This is a genomic window from Nocardioides pacificus, from assembly GCF_054775955.1.
Window position 1 is genome coordinate 889,663 of record NZ_BAAHCI010000005.1, and the last position, 16,745, is coordinate 906,407.

Here is a 16,745-nt window from a genome sequence, read left to right on the forward strand (position 1 = left end):
GGTGGCCACCAAGCGGGATCTGGTCGAGGCGCACTCCTTCAGCCGTCGGCGCCTCGTCACGGCGTTCGTCAGCGGGGCGCCCGGGGGGCGCGAGGTCGAGCCCACCCGCCCCGGCCGCACGATCATCGGCGGAGTGGCGTTGGCCGTCCTGCTGCTGGCAGGAGCGGCGATCGGCGGCATCCTCGCCGGTCGGCCCGCGGCGGACTGGCAGAAGCGGGGTCTGGTGATCGCCAAGGAGGACGGCACCAACTACGTCATCACCGAGGACGAGGACCCGGTGCTCCACCCGGTCGTCAACAACACCTCGGCCAAGCTGATCCTCGGGGCGGACCTCAGCTCGCAGAGTGTGGCCCAGGAGTACATCGACGACGCCGAGACCGGGGACCTGCTGGGCATCCTCGGTGCTCCCACCCGACTGCCCGAGCCCGACCGGCTCGTTGACGACGGGTGGACCGCGTGCACCGCGCCGGACGCGGGCATCCGGCTCGACCTTGCCGTCGACCCCGAGGTGACGGCGCTGGGCCGGGATTCGGCCAGTGTCGTGTCGACGCCGGACGGGCGCTACTTCCTGATCGCCGACGTCCCCGAGCGCCACTCCGCCGAGCCCAACGTCCATGCCTTCGAGCTCCCGAAGTCCATGCGCGACAGCCTGCTCTCGGCGATAGGCATGCCGCCGAGCACGGAGGCGATCCCGGTCCCCGACGACTGGGTGATGCTCTTCCCGGCCGGTCCGCCCCTGGCACTCGCCGGGTTCAGCGACCTGACCCGGCTCGGCAAGCCCCCTGCCACCTCCCTGGAGCTCGAGGATGGCCGATCGGCGCGGGTGGGCGACCTGGTGACCTACGGCGACGAGCGGATCCTGGTGAGCGACGACGGGCTGGTGAGCCTCACCCCGTTCGCGGCCCAGATCTACTCCGTCCTCGCCGGCAAGCAGACGAGCGGGCAGGTGGCGGGGACGCCTCCCAACCGCGTGGGCGAGAACTTCCCGGTCGAGTGGCCCGCGCAGTCCCTGACGGCCGAGGGAGGCGAGCTCTGCGCCCAGCTGGACACCGAGGTCGGCGAGGCACCCCGGGTGCTGCTGGCCGGGGATCCCGGCGACCGCGCGAGCGCCCTGCGGGGCGCCGAGGCGGACGCGAGCGACGGCGCCGAGGGGGGTGGGGGCGCCATCGCGGCGGACGAGCACATGGCCGGGGTGGAGGCCGGTCACGCGGCCTACTTCATGTCGGGAGCGTTCGACGAGAGCGAGGCGGGCACCCCCTTCGTGGTCGACGTGAAGGGCGTCCGCTACGAGCTGGTCGGTCCGGACACCGCTGCGCTCCTCGGGTACGGCGACCACGAGGCGCGCGTCGTACCGGACACCTGGAAGGACCTCTTCCGGTGCGGGGTCAACCTGTCCCAGGAGGACGCCATGCGTCCGCCGGACGCCGAGGCGCGGAGCACCTGCTCGTGACGCTCCTCCGTGGGGCCCGCGGGGCCCGCGGGGCCCGTGCCCTGGCCTCCCTCCTGCTCGGCGCCGGCGCGGTGCTGGCGGTGGGCGTCCCCGGAGTCGTCGTGTCCGGAGCCGTCGTGCCGGCCACGGCGGCGGAGGGTGACCCGGTCTGCCCGTCCGATCCGAACCCCGTCGAGGGCGGTCCGACCGACGTGGACGGTCCCAGTGCACCCCTCGAGCAGCTGAGCATCGACCTCGCCCACGAGCACGCCACCGGCAAGGGGATCTCCGTCGCGGTGCTCGACACCGGGGTCAGCTCCCCCCACGTCGAGGTGGTCGGCGAGCAGCCCGTGACCCCGGACGGAGGCGGGCCCCAGATCCTCGACACCCACGGCACGCAGGTGGCCGGCTTGATCGCCGGACGCCGCAAGGACGGCATGGGGACCGCGCCGGGTGCACGGATCGTGTCGGTCAAGGTCCTCGACGGGGCGGCCGCCACCGTGGGGGACGACGCCGTCCAGCTGACGCCACGCAGCGTCGAGCAGGGTCTGGCCTGGGTCGCCGACCGGGTGGAGCGCAGCCGTGGCGGCAACGACATCGGCGTGGTGAACCTGTCGCTGTGGGTCGACCACAGTCCAGGCATCGAGAAGCAGGTCCGTCGCCTGCAGAAGCGGGGAGTCATCGTGGTCGGCGCGGTCGGCAACCGACCCACCGACGAGCAGGACCCGCTGCACGGCGAGTTCGCCGAGCAGGACGACGACGAGGACGCGCGCCTCTACCCCGCGTCGTACGACGGGGTGATCGGCGTCAGCACGAGCGTGGAACCCGGTGAGGACCCCGCCGACGTGGTCCTGCGCAGCTTCTCCACCGACATCGCCGTGCCCACGCGCCACGCCGTGACGACGGTGCCCGACGGCAGCATCTGCGTCGTGGAGGCCCCGGCGTCGTCCTGGGCCGCGGCCGAGGTCAGCGGGTTGGTGGCGCTGCTGCTGGAGCGCTACGAGTGGAAGAAGGATCCGCGCACGGTGTCCAAGCAGGTCGTGGCGCGGCTGCTCGCGACCGCGGACGGCGCGGACGACGTGCGCAGCCCCTACACGGGGATGGGCATGGCCCGTCCCGCCGAGGCGCTGACCCGCCCGCTGCGCTTCGACGACGCTGGGGACGTCGTGGCGACGCGGGACGTCGCGGAGTCCGAGGGGATCGCCTCGCCCGGCCGGCCGGCCGAGGACGAGCTGGTCGAGTCGCGCCACGACTTCCTGTGGTGGGGCGTGCTCGCCGGTGCGGTGCTGGTGTTGGCGCTGCTGCTCAAGCCGCTGTTCGCTCGTCTGCGGGGGTGAGGGGCAGCGGCCAGGGCGGCCGCAGCACGGCGGGGAGTGCGGAGACCGCGACCAGAGCGAGGAAGCCGCTGATGACCTTGTCCCCGAGCGAGCTGAGCAGGTTGGAGAGCCCGACCGCCATCGCCAGCTCGTCGGTGAGGGCGAGGAAGCTGGCGGTGATGGTGTCCTCCCCGTGCCCGGTCGAGCCATCGAAGACGAGCACGAGGATCGGCGCCGCGATCAGCGAGCAGACGAGCGCCACGAGGACGTTGAGGGAGAGGTAGCGCGGCAGGGTCCGGCCCAGGCCCCACCGGCGCACGCCGTACCCCCACACGAGCGCACCTGCGACGTTGACCAGGGTGAACGGCAGGGACGCGGTGCCGCTGGTGGCCACGCCGAGCAGGTTCGTCGTACCACCCACGGCCGCGCCGAGCCACGGGCCCAGGACGATCGCGGCGACAGCGGTCCCCACCATGTCGAGATAGACGGGCAGGGAGAGGAAGTCGACGAGGGTCCGGCCGAGGAGGTTGATGAGGACGCAGACCGCCATCAGCGCGAGCACCAGGCCGAGTCCGGGACGCTCGCGGGACGCGGGGGCGTCGCTCGCGGACGCCACGAGAGCCGGCACGGCGGGCGGGTCGCTCGGCGTCTCGGGCGCGGAGCCCGGGGCGGACTGGCCGCGGACGAGCGCGATCCACTCGTCCACCTGCCCGTCCTCGCCGTCGAGCGCGTCGACGATCTCCCGGACGAGCGCGATGTTCACCCTGGCCCGGCCGGTGCGGAAGGCGTCGTACACGGTCGTGCGCGCCACGCGGGAGGCGTGCGGCTCCAGGCCACGCGCCAGCCTGCGCTCGGTGATCCGTCGCGCGATCTCGGCATAGGACGGCTCGCCGACCTCCAGGCGCAGCGCCTGCAGGCGCTCGGCGAGGAGATCCCAGCGCGCGCCCTCGCGTCTGCCGGACGACGTGCCGTCCACCTGGTGCTCCTCCTCGACTCGCCGACATGTGCTGCCTACATGCATATACCCCTCGCGAGAGCAGTCGAGTCAGACTCTAGTGAGCGCGAGGACGCTGGGGTCGGTGTTCGGGATTGTCCGGGGAGCCCGGTTCTGCTTGGGATCGGGCAGGACAGGACGTAGGAAGGAGTCCGCGAGCCCGCGAGCCCGCGGGGGAGGCTCGCGGGCCGCGCCCGACCGATGCCCCTCCGTCGTCGGACGGGATGGACCTCTCGGTCACAGGTCCTGCGGATCCCCGTCGACCAGCTCCCCCTCGGCCAGCTCCCCCTCGGCCAGCTCCCCCTCGACCAGGGCGATGACGGGGCCTCCTGAACCGGTCGCCTCCTCCAGCTCGTCGACCGCCCACAGGGGGAGCCCGTCGACGAGCGGCACGGCTGTCGGGACGATCCCGGTCGCGAGATGGGCCTCGGTGGCGTCGTCCGGGTGCTCGTCGACAGCCGTGGGCTCCACGTCTGACAGGTAGGCCGCCCACTCCGTCGGGTCGATGAGGAAGGTCGTCTGCTCGTAGCCGTCGTCCACGCGGATGATGCCGTCCTCCGGGCGCACCTCGGTGCAGTGCGGCCCGAGATAGGCGACCAGGGCCTCCCAGGCCTCCTCGACGCTCCAGGTCCGGTGGACGTAGGGCACGCCGGGCATGGCGTCGCTGTCGACCTGCTCCTTGAAGCGGTGGGCGGCGGCGAGCTGGGCGGCGGCCCACCAATCGCGGGCCAGGTCCTCGGAGGGGGCTCGTGGAGAGGGGACCTGGGTGGAGCCCCGGATCCGGCGCCCGTGCGGGTGAGGATCGCCGGCATGGCTCTCCGGGTCGACGAAGGACCAGTCCAGCCGAGCGCCCTCTCGGGTGCGGGAGACGTCGTCGAGACGGAGGCTGAGCGGGGCCCCGGGGACGTCGACGACCCGTGCTGCTCGCCGTACTGCCTGTGCCTGGTCGTCTGCCGGGTCGTCCACAGCACCCACCTCGCGAGGGTCCGAATGGCGAACGCCGGCCCCGACCTGTGATCGGGACCGGCGTGGGCCGCTTGCGCGGCGTGGCGGAGGATAGGGGATTCGAACCCCTGAGGGCGTTAACCCAACCCGCTTTCCAAGCGAGCGCCATAGGCCACTAGGCGAATCCTCCGCGCAGGAGCGTACCTGTCACGGGCGGGCGGGTGAAATCGGGCCGCGTCGAGGCGGCTTTGGTGCCGCCGAGGCCGTCCCCTACACTCGTGGCCAACCCCCCGTGTGGCGGCATCTCGCCCAACTCCCCCAGGGCCGGAAGGCAGCAAGGGTAAGTGAGCTCTGTCGGGTGCGCGGGGGGCCTTTTGCTTTCCGGGGTGGGTCCCGGTCGTCGGCGGGCGGCACCCGCTCCACAGCCTCGCCGGTTCCACAGCCCCACCCGCTCCCGGGTGTCGCCTGTCGGTGCCGCTGGTTAGGGTTCACATCGTGGAGTCACCCCTCGCGCTGTACCGCCGCTACCGGCCCGAGACGTTCGCCGAGGTCATCGGCCAGGATCACGTCACGGAGCCGCTGCGCAACGCGCTCGCGAACAACCGGGTCAACCACGCCTACCTGTTCTCCGGGCCGCGCGGCTGCGGCAAGACGACCTCCGCTCGGATCCTCGCGCGCTCACTCAACTGCGAGTCGGCTCCGACGTCCGATCCGTGCGGCACCTGCCGCAGCTGCGTCGACCTGGCCCGGGGCGGTCCCGGGTCGATCGACGTCATCGAGATTGACGCCGCCTCCCACGGTGGTGTCGACGACGCCCGCGACCTGCGCGAGAAGGCGTTCTTCGCGCCGGTGCACAGCCGCTACAAGGTCTACATCATCGACGAGGCCCACATGGTCACCACGCAGGGCTTCAACGCCCTGCTCAAGCTCGTCGAGGAGCCCCCGCCCCACCTGCGGTTCATCTTCGCCACCACCGAGCCGGACAAGGTGCTGCCGACGATCCGCTCACGCACCCACCACTACCCCTTCCGGCTGATCCCGCCGCGGCTGCTGTCGTCGTACCTCTCGGAGCTGTGCGAGAAGGAGGGCGTGGCGATCGAGCCGGCCGCGCTGCCGCTCGTCGTCCGCGCCGGGGCGGGGTCGGCGCGCGACACGCTGTCGGTGCTCGACCAGCTGCTCGGCGGGGCCGGGGCCGAGGGGGTCACCTATGCGCTCGCCACGGGCCTGCTGGGCTACACCCCGGACTCGCTGCTCGACGAGGTCGTCGACGCCTTCGCCGCCGGTGACGGCGGGTCGGTCTTCGGGGTGGTCGACAAGGTGATCGAGACCGGGCAGGACCCGCGCCGGTTCACCGAGGACCTGCTGCGCCGGCTGCGCGACCTGGTGATCGTCGCCGCGGTGCCCGACGCGCCCGCGACCGGGCTGATCGACGTCTCCGAGGACCAGGCCGAGCGGCTCGTCGCGCAGGCAGCCCGGTTCGGTGCCGTGGAGCTCAGCCGTGCCGCCGACATCGCTGCGGCCGGTCTCACCGAGATGCGCGGGGCCACCGCGCCCCGGCTGCTGCTCGAGCTCATCTGCGCGCGGGTGCTGCTGCCCGGCGCCGACGACTCCACCGACGGGCTGATGGCCCGCCTGGACCGCCTCGAGAAGCGGATGGCGATCAGCGGGGGCGCGCCATCGGCTCCGATCGCACACATCGCCTCGTCGCCGAGTGCGCCGCCTGCCGCTGCACCGACGCCTGCCGTCGCCCCGGCTCCCAGCCCTGCGGCTCCCAGCCCTGCGGCTCCCAGCCCTGCAGCCCCCGGCCCTGCAGCCCCCAGCCCTGCGGCCCCCAGTCCCGCACCGGCGCCCCCCGCCGCCGAGGAGTCCTGGCCGATGACGGCGGTCCCCGCTGCCGGGGCCCCGCCGGCTGAGCCGGTGCCCGCCCCGCCGGCCCCGGCGCAGCCGGTGGCCACCCAGCCGCCTGCCCCGTCGCAGCCTGCCCGCGTCGAGGAGCAGCCCCAGGCTCCCCGAGGCGGTCTCGGGCTCGTCGACGTACGCCGGCTGTGGCCTGACATCGTCGAGGCGACCAAGCAGCGCCGCCGGGTCACCTGGATCCATCTGACGCAGCACGCCCAGGTGATGGACGTCGACGAGAAGACCCTCACCCTGGGCTTCGCCAACGCCGGCGCGCGCGACTCCTTCGCCAACGGCGGCAGCGCGGAGATCGTCCGCCAGGCCGCGATCGACGTGGTCGGTGTCGACTGGAAGGTCGACGCGATCGTCGCGCCCGGCGCCCGCCCGGGGGAGGGATCGGCGGCTGTGCCCGCCGCCCAAGCCCAGCCCGCGTTCCAGCCGCAGACCGCCCCCGGCCAGCCGGCTGCCCCGACGCCCGAGCCGCCGCCGTACGACGGACCCGAGCCGCCGCCCGACGATGCTCCCCCGGAGCCCTCGCCGACGCCGCCGGTCGCGGCGGACCGCTCCACGGACCCGCGCTCGATCGCAGCCGCGCGTGACGCGATCCAGCAGACCCGGGTCGCAGGGCAGGGCGAGCAGGTCGACCGCTATGCCGCGGACGCCGACGCCCGACGCGACGACATGGACGCCGACAGCGACGGCCTGGTGGGGGCCGAGCTGCTCCAGCGTGAGCTCGGCGCCCAGGTGATCGAGGAGATCCCCCGCCAGTGACCTCCCGCCAGTGACCTCCCGCCAGTGACCTCCCGCCAGTGACCTCCCACCCGTGATCTCAGTACAGGCACACCAGCAACCCCAAGCCCGCAAACCAGACGCAGAGGTGATCGCATGACCCAGAACCCGTTCGAGGCGCTCGGCGGAGGCGGTTTCGACATGAACGCCCTGCTGCAGCAGGCCCAGCAGATGCAGGCCCAGCTCGAGAGCGCCCAGCAGGAGCTGGCCGCCTCGTCCATCGAGGGCACAGTGGCAGGCGGGGCCGTGACGGTGACCGTCAACGGCGTCGGCGAGCTGCAGGGCGTGGCCATCAAGGCCGGTGGCTTCGACGGCGGAGACGCCGACGACCTCACCGACCTCGGGGACATGATCGTGGCCGCCTATCGCGATGCGAAGGCGCAGGCCGACGCGCTGGCGGGCGAGAAGCTCGGCCCGCTCTCGGGTGGACTCGGGGGCGCGGGTGACGCCGGACCGGGCGGACTCCCGGGCCAGTTGGGCCTCTAGGTCCCGCGTTGTACGAAGGCATCGTCCAGGACCTGATCGACGAGCTCGGCCGGCTGCCCGGCGTGGGTCCCAAGAGCGCGCAGCGGATCGCCTTCCACCTGCTGCAGGCCGACCCGGTCGACGTACGCCGGCTGGCGGAGGTCCTGATCGAGGTCAAGCAGCGGGTGAAGTTCTGCAGCGTGTGCTTCAACGTCTCCGAGGACGAGAAGTGCCGCATCTGCCGTGACCCGCGGCGCGACCCGGTCGTCATCTGCGTCGTCGAGGAGTACAAGGACGTCGTCGCCATCGAGCGGACCCGGGAGTTCCGGGGCCGCTACCACGTGCTGGGCGGAGCCATCTCGCCCATCGACGGCATCGGCCCCGAGCAGCTGCGGATCCGCGAGCTGATGATGCGGCTGGCCGACGGGACCGTCACCGAGGTGATCCTCGCGACCGATCCGAACCTGGAGGGGGAGGCGACCGCGACCTACCTGACTCGTATGCTCAAGCCCTTGGGGTTGCGCGTGACGCGTCTGGCGAGTGGACTGCCGGTGGGTGGTGATCTCGAGTACGCAGACGAGATCACGCTCGGCCGAGCCTTTGCAGGGAGACGATCCGCTGATGACTGACCAGACGCCCGACGCCGCGAGCGACCTGACCGTGGATCCCACGGTCGAGCTCGAGGCCGCCGTTGCCGCAGTGCTCGCCTCCGGCGCCTCTCCCGAGGCGGAGGTGCTGGTCGGCCCGGTCCCCGCAGCGCCCGAGGTGCTGGACTCCGCGACCGAGGAGTTCGCCCACCAGATCGCCGACCAGGTCGAGAGCTTCCTGCTCGCCCTCCAGGCGATCGCTCGCGAGGCCGACGGGGGCCGGGCGATCTCGCTGCTGCTCCTCGAGGTCTCGCAGGTGCTGCTGGCCGGTGCCCGTCTCGGAGTGCAGCGCGACTTCACGCCCGCCGAGGAGTTCCAGCCCGACGCCGGCCCCGACCCCGACCTGGACGAGATGCGGCTGCGGCTGGCCAAGATGCTCGACGGGGTCGACATCTACTCCGAGGTGTTCGACACCTACGGCGAGCCCGAGATCGTGTCGTCGGCGCTGTCCGACGACCTGACCAGCGTCGCGGCGTCGTTGGCGCACGGCCTGCGCCACCTGCGGGCCGGCCGCGTGCTCGAGGCCCTGTGGTGGTGGCAGTTCTCGTACGTCGCGAGCTGGGGCAACGAGGCCAGCGGGGTGCTGCGGGCACTGCAGTCGATCGTCGCGCACGACCGCCTCGACGCGGAGTTCGCCGTCGACGAGGAGCAGGTGGCCGCGGCTAATGAGATGCTCGGATCTCTCGAGCAGACCCCCCGGTAGACTCTTCCGCGGTCGCCGCGCAGCATGGCGTGGCCCTGCGGCCGGTCTCCTTGGGGGACCCTCGAGGGTGCGCGGCCGTTCGACGCAACCGACCCTCAAGAGGTAAGCAGCCGTGGGCATTGTCGTGCAGAAGTACGGCGGCTCGTCCGTTGCCGACGCGACCGGCATCAAGCGAGTCGCGCAGCGCATCGTGGCGACCCGCAAGGCAGGCCATGACGTCGTCGTGGTCGTCTCCGCGATGGGGGACACGACCGACGACCTGCGTGACCTCGCCCAGCAGGTCACGCCGCTCCCGCCGCCGCGCGAGCTGGACATGCTGCTCACTGCCGGTGAGCGGATCTCGATGGCGCTCGTCGCGATGGCCATCGCCCAGCTCGGGCACAAGGCCCAGTCCTTCACGGGCTCGCAGGCCGGTGTGATCACCGACTCGGTGCACGGCAAGGCGAAGATCATCGACATCACGCCGGGCCGCATCGAGAACGCCATCAAGGAGGGCGCGATCGCCATCGTCGCCGGCTTCCAGGGCGTGAGCCAGGACACCAAGGACGTCACCACGCTCGGCCGTGGCGCCTCCGACACCACCGCGGTGGCCCTCGCCGCCGCGCTGGGCGCGGACGTCTGCGAGATCTACAGCGACGTCGACGGAGTCTTCACCGCCGACCCGCGCATCGTGCCGGCGGCTCGCAAGCTGCACCGGCTCTCCACCGAGGAGATGCTCGAGATGGCGGCCTCGGGCGCGAAGATCCTCCACCTGCGGTGCGTCGAGTACGCCCGCCGCTACAACATGCCCATCCACGTGCGTTCCTCCTTCAGCCAGAAGGAAGGCACCTGGATCGTGCCCGACAACTCCCAGGGAGATCAGATGGAACAGGCGATCATCGCCGGTGTCGCTCACGACCGCAGCGAGGCCAAGATCACCGTCGTCGGGGTGCCCGACAAGGTGGGTGAGGCCGCTCGGATCTTCGAGACGCTCTCGGCGGCAGAGGTCAACATCGACATGGTCGTGCAGAACGTCTCGGCGGCGTCCACCGGTCGCACGGACATCTCCTTCACGCTGCCCCGCGAGGACGGTCAGAGCGCGATGAGCGCGCTCTCGCGGATCCAGCCCGAGGTCGGCTACGACAAGCTGCTCTTCGACGACCAGATCGGCAAGGTCTCGCTGATCGGCGCCGGCATGCGCTCCCACCCCGGCATCACCGCGAAGTTCTTCGCCTCGCTCGCGGCGGCCGGGGTGAACATCGAGATGATCTCGACCTCGGAGATCCGGATCTCGGTGATCATCGACGAGACCCAGATCGACACCGCGGTCCGGGCGACCCACTCGGCGTTCGACCTCGACGCCGAAGAGGTCGAGGCCGTGGTCTACGGCGGGACCGGCCGATGAGCGTGCGCATCGGCATCGTCGGCGCCACCGGCCAGGTGGGCGTCGCGATGCGACAGATCCTTCTCCAGCGTGGGTTCGCGGCCGACGAGGTGCGGTTCTTCGCCTCCGCCCGCTCCGCCGGCACCGTGCTGCCCTTCGGCGACCGCGACATCACCGTCGAGGACGCCGCGACCGCCGACCCGAGCGGCCTCGACATCGCGCTGTTCTCGGCCGGGGCGACGACCTCGCGGGCGCTGGCCCCGAAGTTCGCCGAGGCCGGCGTCACGGTGGTCGACAACTCCTCGGCCTTCCGGATGGACCCCGACGTGCCGCTGGTCGTCTCGGAGGTCAACCCCGGGGCCATCGCCGAGGCGCGCAAGGGCATCATCGCCAACCCCAACTGCACCACGATGGCCGCGATGCCGGTGCTCAAGCCGCTGCATGACGAGGCCGGACTGGTCCGTCTCATCGCGTCGACCTACCAGGCCGTCTCGGGCAGTGGCGTCGCCGGCGTGGAGGAGCTCGCCACCCAGGTGCTCGCCGCCGGGGAGAAGGCGACCGAGCTCGCCTACGACGGACGCGCCGTGGCGTTCCCGGAGCCGACGAAGTATGCCCGCACCATCGCCTACAACGTCGTCCCGCTGGCCGGCTCCATCGTCGACGACGGCCTCCACGAGACCGACGAGGAGCAGAAGCTCCGCAACGAGTCGCGCAAGATCCTCGGGATCCCCGACCTGCGGGTCTCCGGCATCTGCGTGCGGGTCCCGGTCTTCACCGGTCACTCGCTGGCGATCAACGCCGAGTTCGCCCGCTCGATGACCGTCGAGAGGGCGCGCGAGCTCCTGGCCGACGCCCCCGGTGTGGAGCTCTCCGAGATCCCCACGCCCCTCCAGGCGGCCGGCAACGACCCGTCGTACGTCGGGCGCCTGCGGCAGGACCCGGGCGTCGACGACGACCGCGGCCTGGCGCTGTTCATCAGCAACGACAACCTGCGCAAGGGCGCGGCCCTCAACACGGTCCAGATCGCCGAGCTCCTCGCGGCCCGCTGAGCGCGGCGCCAGCGCGCCGTACGCCCCCGCCCCGCCAGCTGTAACGCGGGGTTATCCGAACTACCACAGCGCTAGAGCGCTCGGGCAGACCGGATAACCCCGCGTTACAAGCGAGCGCCGGGTCAGTCGCGGGCGGGCTCAGCGAAGTTGGTGGCGACCCAGTGGGACAGGGCGAAGGACAGCATCGCGACCACCGGGATGACGATCACCATCCACCAGGCGAAGAGCACGTCGATCAGGAACACCAGCGCGATCACGGTGGTGACGCCGACGGCGAGGAAGCTGGTGCTGCCCGGGTCGGCGACGTTGAAGGCGCGCAGCAGTGCGCCGCCGGCGAAGATGAGCGTGATCAAGATGGCCAGCACCAGGAGCAGGCCCGGGTTGCCGCACGAGGACGTGCCGTTGACCGCCTTGCAGCCGCGCATCGACAGTGCGGTCAGCCCGACCAGCGCCAGTCCGATCACCAGCCCGGTGAGGACGGCCGCGGTCATCGGCGCGAGCGCGGGCAGCACGAAGCCGGAGGGGCGGGAGTCCGTGTCGGCGTCCTCGTCGCCAGCGTGCCCGTAGCCGGCATCCTCATCGGCAGCGTCCTCGTCGACCGCAGAGGTCTTCTGGACGAGAGTGTCGTGATCCTCCGCAGCCGCTGACGGACCTGCGGCAGGGCTCGCGGCGGCGGGGCTCGAAGCGGCGGGGCTCGAAGCGACAGGGCTCGAAGCGACAGGGCTCGAAGCGACGGGGCTCGCAGCGGCGGGTGCCAGCCGGGCCGGCTTCTCGATGATGACGGTGGGCTCGTCGGCGCTCGCGTCAGGTACGGCGGGAGTGTCGTCGCGGGTGTCCTCGACCTCGAGCTCGGCAGCGACCTCGGGCACGGAGATCGTCTCCACCACCGCGGGCTCGGTCACCTCGGGCTCGGTCACGCCCGACTCGGCGAGCTCCGGCTCGGTCACCCCGGACTCGGCGAGCTCCGGCTCGGCCACCTCGGCAGGGATCGCCGTCTCCTGCTCGCCGGACGGCGCGCCAGCGGCGCCACGCTTGCGCTTCTTGCGCCGGAGGCCGAACGACGGCAGCTCCAGCGCGGACTCGTCGGGTGTGCCGGGGTCCTTCTCAACCATGGCGGGCAGTCTGCCAGAGAAGGGGACGCGAGCAGTGCGGGCGGACGGCTCGTCCCGAATGCGATCAGGCCCGAATGCGATCAGGCCGGAACGCGATCAGGCCGGACCCTGGGGGTCCGGCCTGATCAAACGTCGGGCTGACAGGATTTGAACCTGCGGCCTCCTCGTCCCGAACGAGGCGCGCTACCAAGCTGCGCCACAGCCCGATTGTGGGCGCTGGGCCCACGGCACGGGCGAGCATACCGGAGCCCGCCCGGTTCTTCCGCATCGGGTCGCCTCAGGCGGCCACCAGCGTCAGCAGGGTGGCCTCGGGCCGGCAGGCGACCCGCAGCCGGACGTAGGGGTTGGCACCCAGGCCGGCCGAGACGTGCAGCCAGCACGACCCGGGCTCGCCGGGCGCGGAGTCGGCCGGATGCCGGTGCAGTCCCTTGGCGCGGGCCGTGTCGAGGTCGCAGTTGGTCGTCAGCGCCCCATAGAAGGGCAGGCACACCTGGCCACCGTGGGTGTGCCCGGCGATCACGGCGTCGTAGCCGTCGCGGGCGAACTGGTCCAGCACCCGCAGGTAGGGCGCATGGGCGACGGCGAGCCGGACGTCGGCGTCGGCGTCGGCCGGACCGGCGACGCGGTGGAGGTCGTCGTAGCCCAGGTGCGGGTCGTCGACGCCGGCGAACGAGAACCTCGTGCCGCGCACGGTCAGCGAGCCGAACCCGTTGGTCAGATCGAGCCAGCCGGCGTCGGTCCAGGTCTGCTGCAGGTCGGGCCACGGCAGCTGAGGGGTGTCGGTGTGCCGTTTGCCGTCGTCGGGCAGCAGGTAGCGCAACGGGTTGCGGAAGGTCGGGGCGTAGTAGTCGTTCGAGCCGAACACGAACACCCCCGGCACCCCGGCGAGCCCGGAGAGTGCCTCGGTGACGAACGGCACCGAGCGGGGATGGGCGAGATTGTCGCCGGTGTTGATGACGAGGTCGGGCTCGAGGTCGGCGAGGCCGCGCAGCCACTCCTGCTTGCGCCGCTGACCGGGCGTCATGTGGATGTCCGAGAGGTGCAGGACGCGCAGCGGCTCGTGGCCGGCGGGGAGCAGTGGCACGGTCACCCGGCGCAGCGTGTAGGCGCGGGCCTCGCACGCGGCGTACGCCGTCAGCGCGGCGCCCGCGATCGCTCCGGTGCCGATGACCCGTCCGGCGGCACGCAGGGGAGAGCGGGGGAGAGTGCCGGAGAAACCCATGGCGCAAGGCTGCCACAATGGGTTTCATGAGTGCCCTCAAGGACCGACTGCGTGCCGACCTGACCACCGCCATCAAGGCGCGCGACGAGGTGCGCTCCTCCACGCTGCGGATGGTGCTGACCGCGATCACCAACGCGGAGGTCGCGGGCAAGGAGCACAGGGAGCTCGCCGACGAGGACGTCGTGACGGTGCTCTCCAGCGAGGCCAAGAAGCGCCGTGAGGCCGCCATCGCCTTCGAGGAGGGTGACCGCCCCGAGATGGCGGCGAAGGAGAAGGCCGAGGCCGCCGTCCTCGCCGACTACCTCCCCGAGCAGCTCAGCGCCGACGACATCTCCCGGATCGTCACCGAGGCCGTCGCCAAGGTCGGCGCGGCCGGCGAGGGGATGAAGGCGATGGGCAAGGTGATGGGTGTGGTCCAGCCCCAGGTCAAGGGGCGGGCCGACGGCGGGGCCGTGGCCGCGGAGGTACGCCGCCAGCTGGGCTGAGCCGAGTACGGCGCGTCCGGGCGCGCGTGATCCGCAGCGCCATCATCGCGGCGATCTGCGCCGACACGAGTGGCTCGCGTCAGCCCCGACCGCGGCCGCCGCCCCCGCCGTTGCCGCCGCCGTTGCCGCCGCCGTCGTTGCCTCCGCCGCCACCACCACCGGTGTCTCCGCCGCTGCTCGGGGGCGGGGTCGGGGCGGGGATGTAGGTGCTGCCGGCCCCGGGGACGCTCGAGGGGTAGACGAAGCTCTCGTCGTCGAGCCACTGGGCGATGACCTTCATGGCGTCACCCCACATCGGACCCGCGGTGCCCGAGCCGGAGACGTCGTACAGGGGCGAGCCGCCGACCATCACGCCGGTCAGCTCCTGGGGGCTGCCGAACTCGTTGGCCCCGGCGATCATCGAGGCCGCCGCCAGGTTGGGGGTGTAGCCGACGAACCACACCGCGCGGTTGCTCTGCGTGGTGCCGGTCTTGCCCGCGGCCGGCTGCCCCAGCGCCTGGGCGGAGGCGAAGCCGCCCTCGATGACGCCGCGCAGCACGTCGTTGACGGCGTCGGCGGTCGTCTCCTCCATCACCCGGGTGCACCGGGCGGGGTACTGCTTCAGCGAGTTGCCCTGCGAGTCCTGGATCTCCTCGACCGGGCGGCTGTCGCAGTGCAGGCCGCGGGCGCCGAAGGTCGCGTAGGCCTCGGCCATCTCCAGCGGGCTCACGTCCGGGACGCCGAGAGTGAACGACGGCACGCGCTCGGCCGAGCCCGGCTTCTTGCCGACCGGGTTGTCCAGGTCGAGACCCATCTTCTTCGCGAGCTGGAACGGCTCGCAGATGCCGGTCATCGCCATCAGCTGGGCGTAGAAGGTGTTCACCGACAGCCGGGTGCCGGTGTAGAGGTTCATGGTCCCGGAGCTGGTCGAGTTGCCGACCGGCCAGGTGCCGTAGCCGTAGGGCTCGCCGTCGCAGTCCTCGAACAGGCTCTCGCTGAGGACCATGTCGTCCGGGGAGGGGATCGCCGTGGCCAGCGAGATGCCCTGCTCGACGGCCGCTGCGAGCACGAACGGCTTGAACGTCGAGCCGCCCTGGAAGCCCTTCGAGTCGCCGTACTTCTGATTCACCGCATAGTTGAGGAACGTCTGTCCCTCTGCCTTGCTCCGGCCCATCGGTCGCGACTGGGCCACCGCCTTCACCGCGCCGGTGCCGGGCTCGACCATGGTCAGGCCGCCGATCGCCTGGTCGGTGGGGTACACCGCCTCCGCCACGGAGGCGTCCGCGGCGTCCTGGTAGCGCTGGTCGAGCGTCGTGCGGATGGTGAGCCCGCCGGTCTGCAGCAGGTTGCGCCGGTCCTGCTCGGTCTTGCCGAGTGAGGGGTCCTTGAGGAGGTACTGCACGACGTAGTCGCAGAAGAACGCTGCGGTGGAGTTCACGCAGCCGTTCTTGGCGTTGACCGTCCGCAGGCCGAGCTTGGACTCGCGGGCACGTTCCTGCTCCTCGGGGGTGATGACGTTGAGCTGCGCCATCCGGTCGAGCACCACGTTGCGCCGTGCCAGCGCGCGCGAGGGGGAGTTGGTGGGGTCGTAGCCGGTGGGGTTCTTCACCAGTCCGGCCAGCATCGCCGACTCGCGGAGGTTGAGTTTCTTGGCGTTCTTGTTGAAGTAGTGCCGCGCGGCGGCCTGGATCCCGTAGGAGCCGTCGCCGAAGTAGGCGATGTTGAGGTAGCGCTCCAGGATCCAGTCCTTGGAGTAGTTCTCCTCGACCGCGATCGCGTAGCGCAGCTCGCGCAGCTTGCGGGCGTAGGTGTCGTCCGTGGCCGCCTTGCGCTCCTCCTCGGTCTCCGCCTGCTGGACCAGCGTCAGCTTGACCATCTGCTGGGTGATCGAGGAGCCACCCTGGACGACGCCGCTGTTGGCCTGGTTGGTCACCAGCGCGCGCAGGGTGCCCTTGAGGTCGAGGGCCCCGTGCTCGTAGAAGCGGTAGTCCTCGATGGCGACGATGGCCTTGACCATGGTCCGCGAGACCTGCGCGAGCGAGACGTTGACGCGATTCTCGTCGTACAGCGTGGCGACGAGCTTGTTGTTGGCGTCGAGGATGCGCGTGCGCTGCGGCAGCGCCTTGGTCTCGAGCTCGGCCGGCAGCGAGTCGATGCTCGCCGCGACGTCGCGCGCGCCCATGCCGACCACACCGGCGAACGGGATCATCAGCCCCGCGGTCACCACGCCGAGGACGACGGAGACAGCCGTCATCACTCCGAGGTGGGACAGGACTCGGGAGACGGTCAGGCGCTCGGGCGCAGGCGCGGACATGCGCCCAATGTACGGGAGAGGTGAGCAACGACGTCAC

At 71.7% G+C, this 16,745-nt stretch carries 14 protein-coding genes, 2 tRNA genes and 1 other RNA gene; 10 read left to right on the plus strand and 7 right to left on the minus strand.

Annotated elements, in window-relative coordinates; genetic code table 11:
- Nucleotide 1: 1 nt before the first annotated feature.
- Both eccB and ACYU7L_RS06825 read left to right on the plus strand, forming a co-directional pair.
- A complete protein-coding gene (gene eccB, locus ACYU7L_RS06820) occupies nt 2-1,450 on the plus strand; it encodes a type VII secretion protein EccB (protein ID WP_460794588.1) in 1,449 nt (482 codons plus the stop codon).
- Nucleotides 1,447-2,766, plus strand: coding sequence for a S8 family peptidase (locus ACYU7L_RS06825; RefSeq protein WP_460794589.1), 1,320 nt, complete (start codon nt 1,447-1,449; stop codon nt 2,764-2,766). The genes eccB and ACYU7L_RS06825 overlap by 4 nt, the downstream gene beginning before the upstream one ends.
- Here ACYU7L_RS06825 and ACYU7L_RS06830 read toward each other — a convergent pair.
- The 3 genes from ACYU7L_RS06830 to ACYU7L_RS06840 form a co-directional block, all read right to left on the minus strand.
- Entirely contained in the window at nt 2,735-3,721 is a 987-nt protein-coding gene (locus ACYU7L_RS06830; protein ID WP_460794590.1) for an ECF transporter S component family protein, read from the minus strand. The genes ACYU7L_RS06825 and ACYU7L_RS06830 overlap by 32 nt on opposite strands.
- Nucleotides 3,722-3,976: 255 nt before the next feature.
- Nucleotides 3,977-4,705: a hypothetical protein gene (locus tag ACYU7L_RS06835; RefSeq protein ID WP_460794591.1), complete on the minus strand. Its 729-nt coding sequence runs from the start codon at nt 4,703-4,705 to the stop codon at nt 3,977-3,979.
- An 81-nt stretch (nt 4,706-4,786) separates the two neighbouring features.
- Nucleotides 4,787-4,874: transfer RNA gene (locus ACYU7L_RS06840), tRNA-Ser, on the minus strand.
- A gap of 94 nt (nt 4,875-4,968) precedes the next feature.
- Here ACYU7L_RS06840 and ffs point away from each other — a divergent pair.
- From ffs to ACYU7L_RS06875, 7 genes are all read left to right on the plus strand, one after another.
- An RNA gene (ffs, locus tag ACYU7L_RS06845) (signal recognition particle sRNA small type) lies at nt 4,969-5,059 on the plus strand.
- A gap of 120 nt (nt 5,060-5,179) precedes the next feature.
- Nucleotides 5,180-7,351 (plus strand): DNA polymerase III subunit gamma and tau, encoded by a 2,172-nt coding sequence (locus ACYU7L_RS06850; protein ID WP_460794592.1) that lies wholly within the window; start codon nt 5,180-5,182, stop codon nt 7,349-7,351.
- A 114-nt stretch (nt 7,352-7,465) separates the two neighbouring features.
- Nucleotides 7,466-7,855, plus strand: a complete 390-nt coding sequence (locus ACYU7L_RS06855) for a YbaB/EbfC family nucleoid-associated protein (RefSeq protein WP_460794593.1) — start codon at nt 7,466-7,468, stop codon at nt 7,853-7,855.
- Between the two features lie 8 nt (nt 7,856-7,863).
- Nucleotides 7,864-8,463 (plus strand): recombination mediator RecR, encoded by a 600-nt coding sequence (recR, locus tag ACYU7L_RS06860; RefSeq protein WP_460794594.1) that lies wholly within the window; start codon nt 7,864-7,866, stop codon nt 8,461-8,463.
- Complete coding sequence (locus tag ACYU7L_RS06865; RefSeq protein ID WP_460794595.1) at nt 8,456-9,184, plus strand: DUF5063 domain-containing protein; 729 nt, start codon at nt 8,456-8,458, stop codon at nt 9,182-9,184. Before recR ends, ACYU7L_RS06865 begins: the two co-directional genes overlap by 8 nt.
- A gap of 112 nt (nt 9,185-9,296) precedes the next feature.
- On the plus strand, nt 9,297-10,568 hold the full coding sequence (locus ACYU7L_RS06870) for an aspartate kinase (protein WP_460794596.1): 1,272 nt from the start codon (nt 9,297-9,299) through the stop codon (nt 10,566-10,568).
- A complete protein-coding gene (locus ACYU7L_RS06875) occupies nt 10,565-11,596 on the plus strand; it encodes an aspartate-semialdehyde dehydrogenase (protein ID WP_460794597.1) in 1,032 nt (343 codons plus the stop codon). The genes ACYU7L_RS06870 and ACYU7L_RS06875 overlap by 4 nt, the downstream gene beginning before the upstream one ends.
- A 122-nt stretch (nt 11,597-11,718) precedes the next feature.
- Here the strand turns inward: ACYU7L_RS06875 and ACYU7L_RS06880 are convergent, their stop codons facing one another.
- From ACYU7L_RS06880 to ACYU7L_RS06890, 3 genes are all read right to left on the minus strand, one after another.
- Nucleotides 11,719-12,708, minus strand: coding sequence for a hypothetical protein (locus ACYU7L_RS06880; RefSeq protein WP_460794598.1), 990 nt, complete (start codon nt 12,706-12,708; stop codon nt 11,719-11,721).
- 132 nt (nt 12,709-12,840) lie between these two features.
- Nucleotides 12,841-12,914 (minus strand) — tRNA-Pro (locus ACYU7L_RS06885).
- 71 nt (nt 12,915-12,985) lie between these two features.
- Complete coding sequence (locus ACYU7L_RS06890) at nt 12,986-13,930, minus strand: metallophosphoesterase (protein ID WP_460794599.1); 945 nt, start codon at nt 13,928-13,930, stop codon at nt 12,986-12,988.
- Between the two features lie 26 nt (nt 13,931-13,956).
- Between ACYU7L_RS06890 and ACYU7L_RS06895 the strand changes: the two genes are divergently transcribed.
- Entirely contained in the window at nt 13,957-14,415 is a 459-nt protein-coding gene (locus ACYU7L_RS06895; RefSeq protein WP_460794600.1) for a GatB/YqeY domain-containing protein, read from the plus strand.
- Between the two features lie 79 nt (nt 14,416-14,494).
- Here ACYU7L_RS06895 and ACYU7L_RS06900 read toward each other — a convergent pair whose 3' ends face one another.
- Entirely contained in the window at nt 14,495-16,708 is a 2,214-nt protein-coding gene (locus tag ACYU7L_RS06900; protein ID WP_460794601.1) for a transglycosylase domain-containing protein, read from the minus strand.
- Nucleotides 16,709-16,745 lie beyond the last annotated feature (37 nt).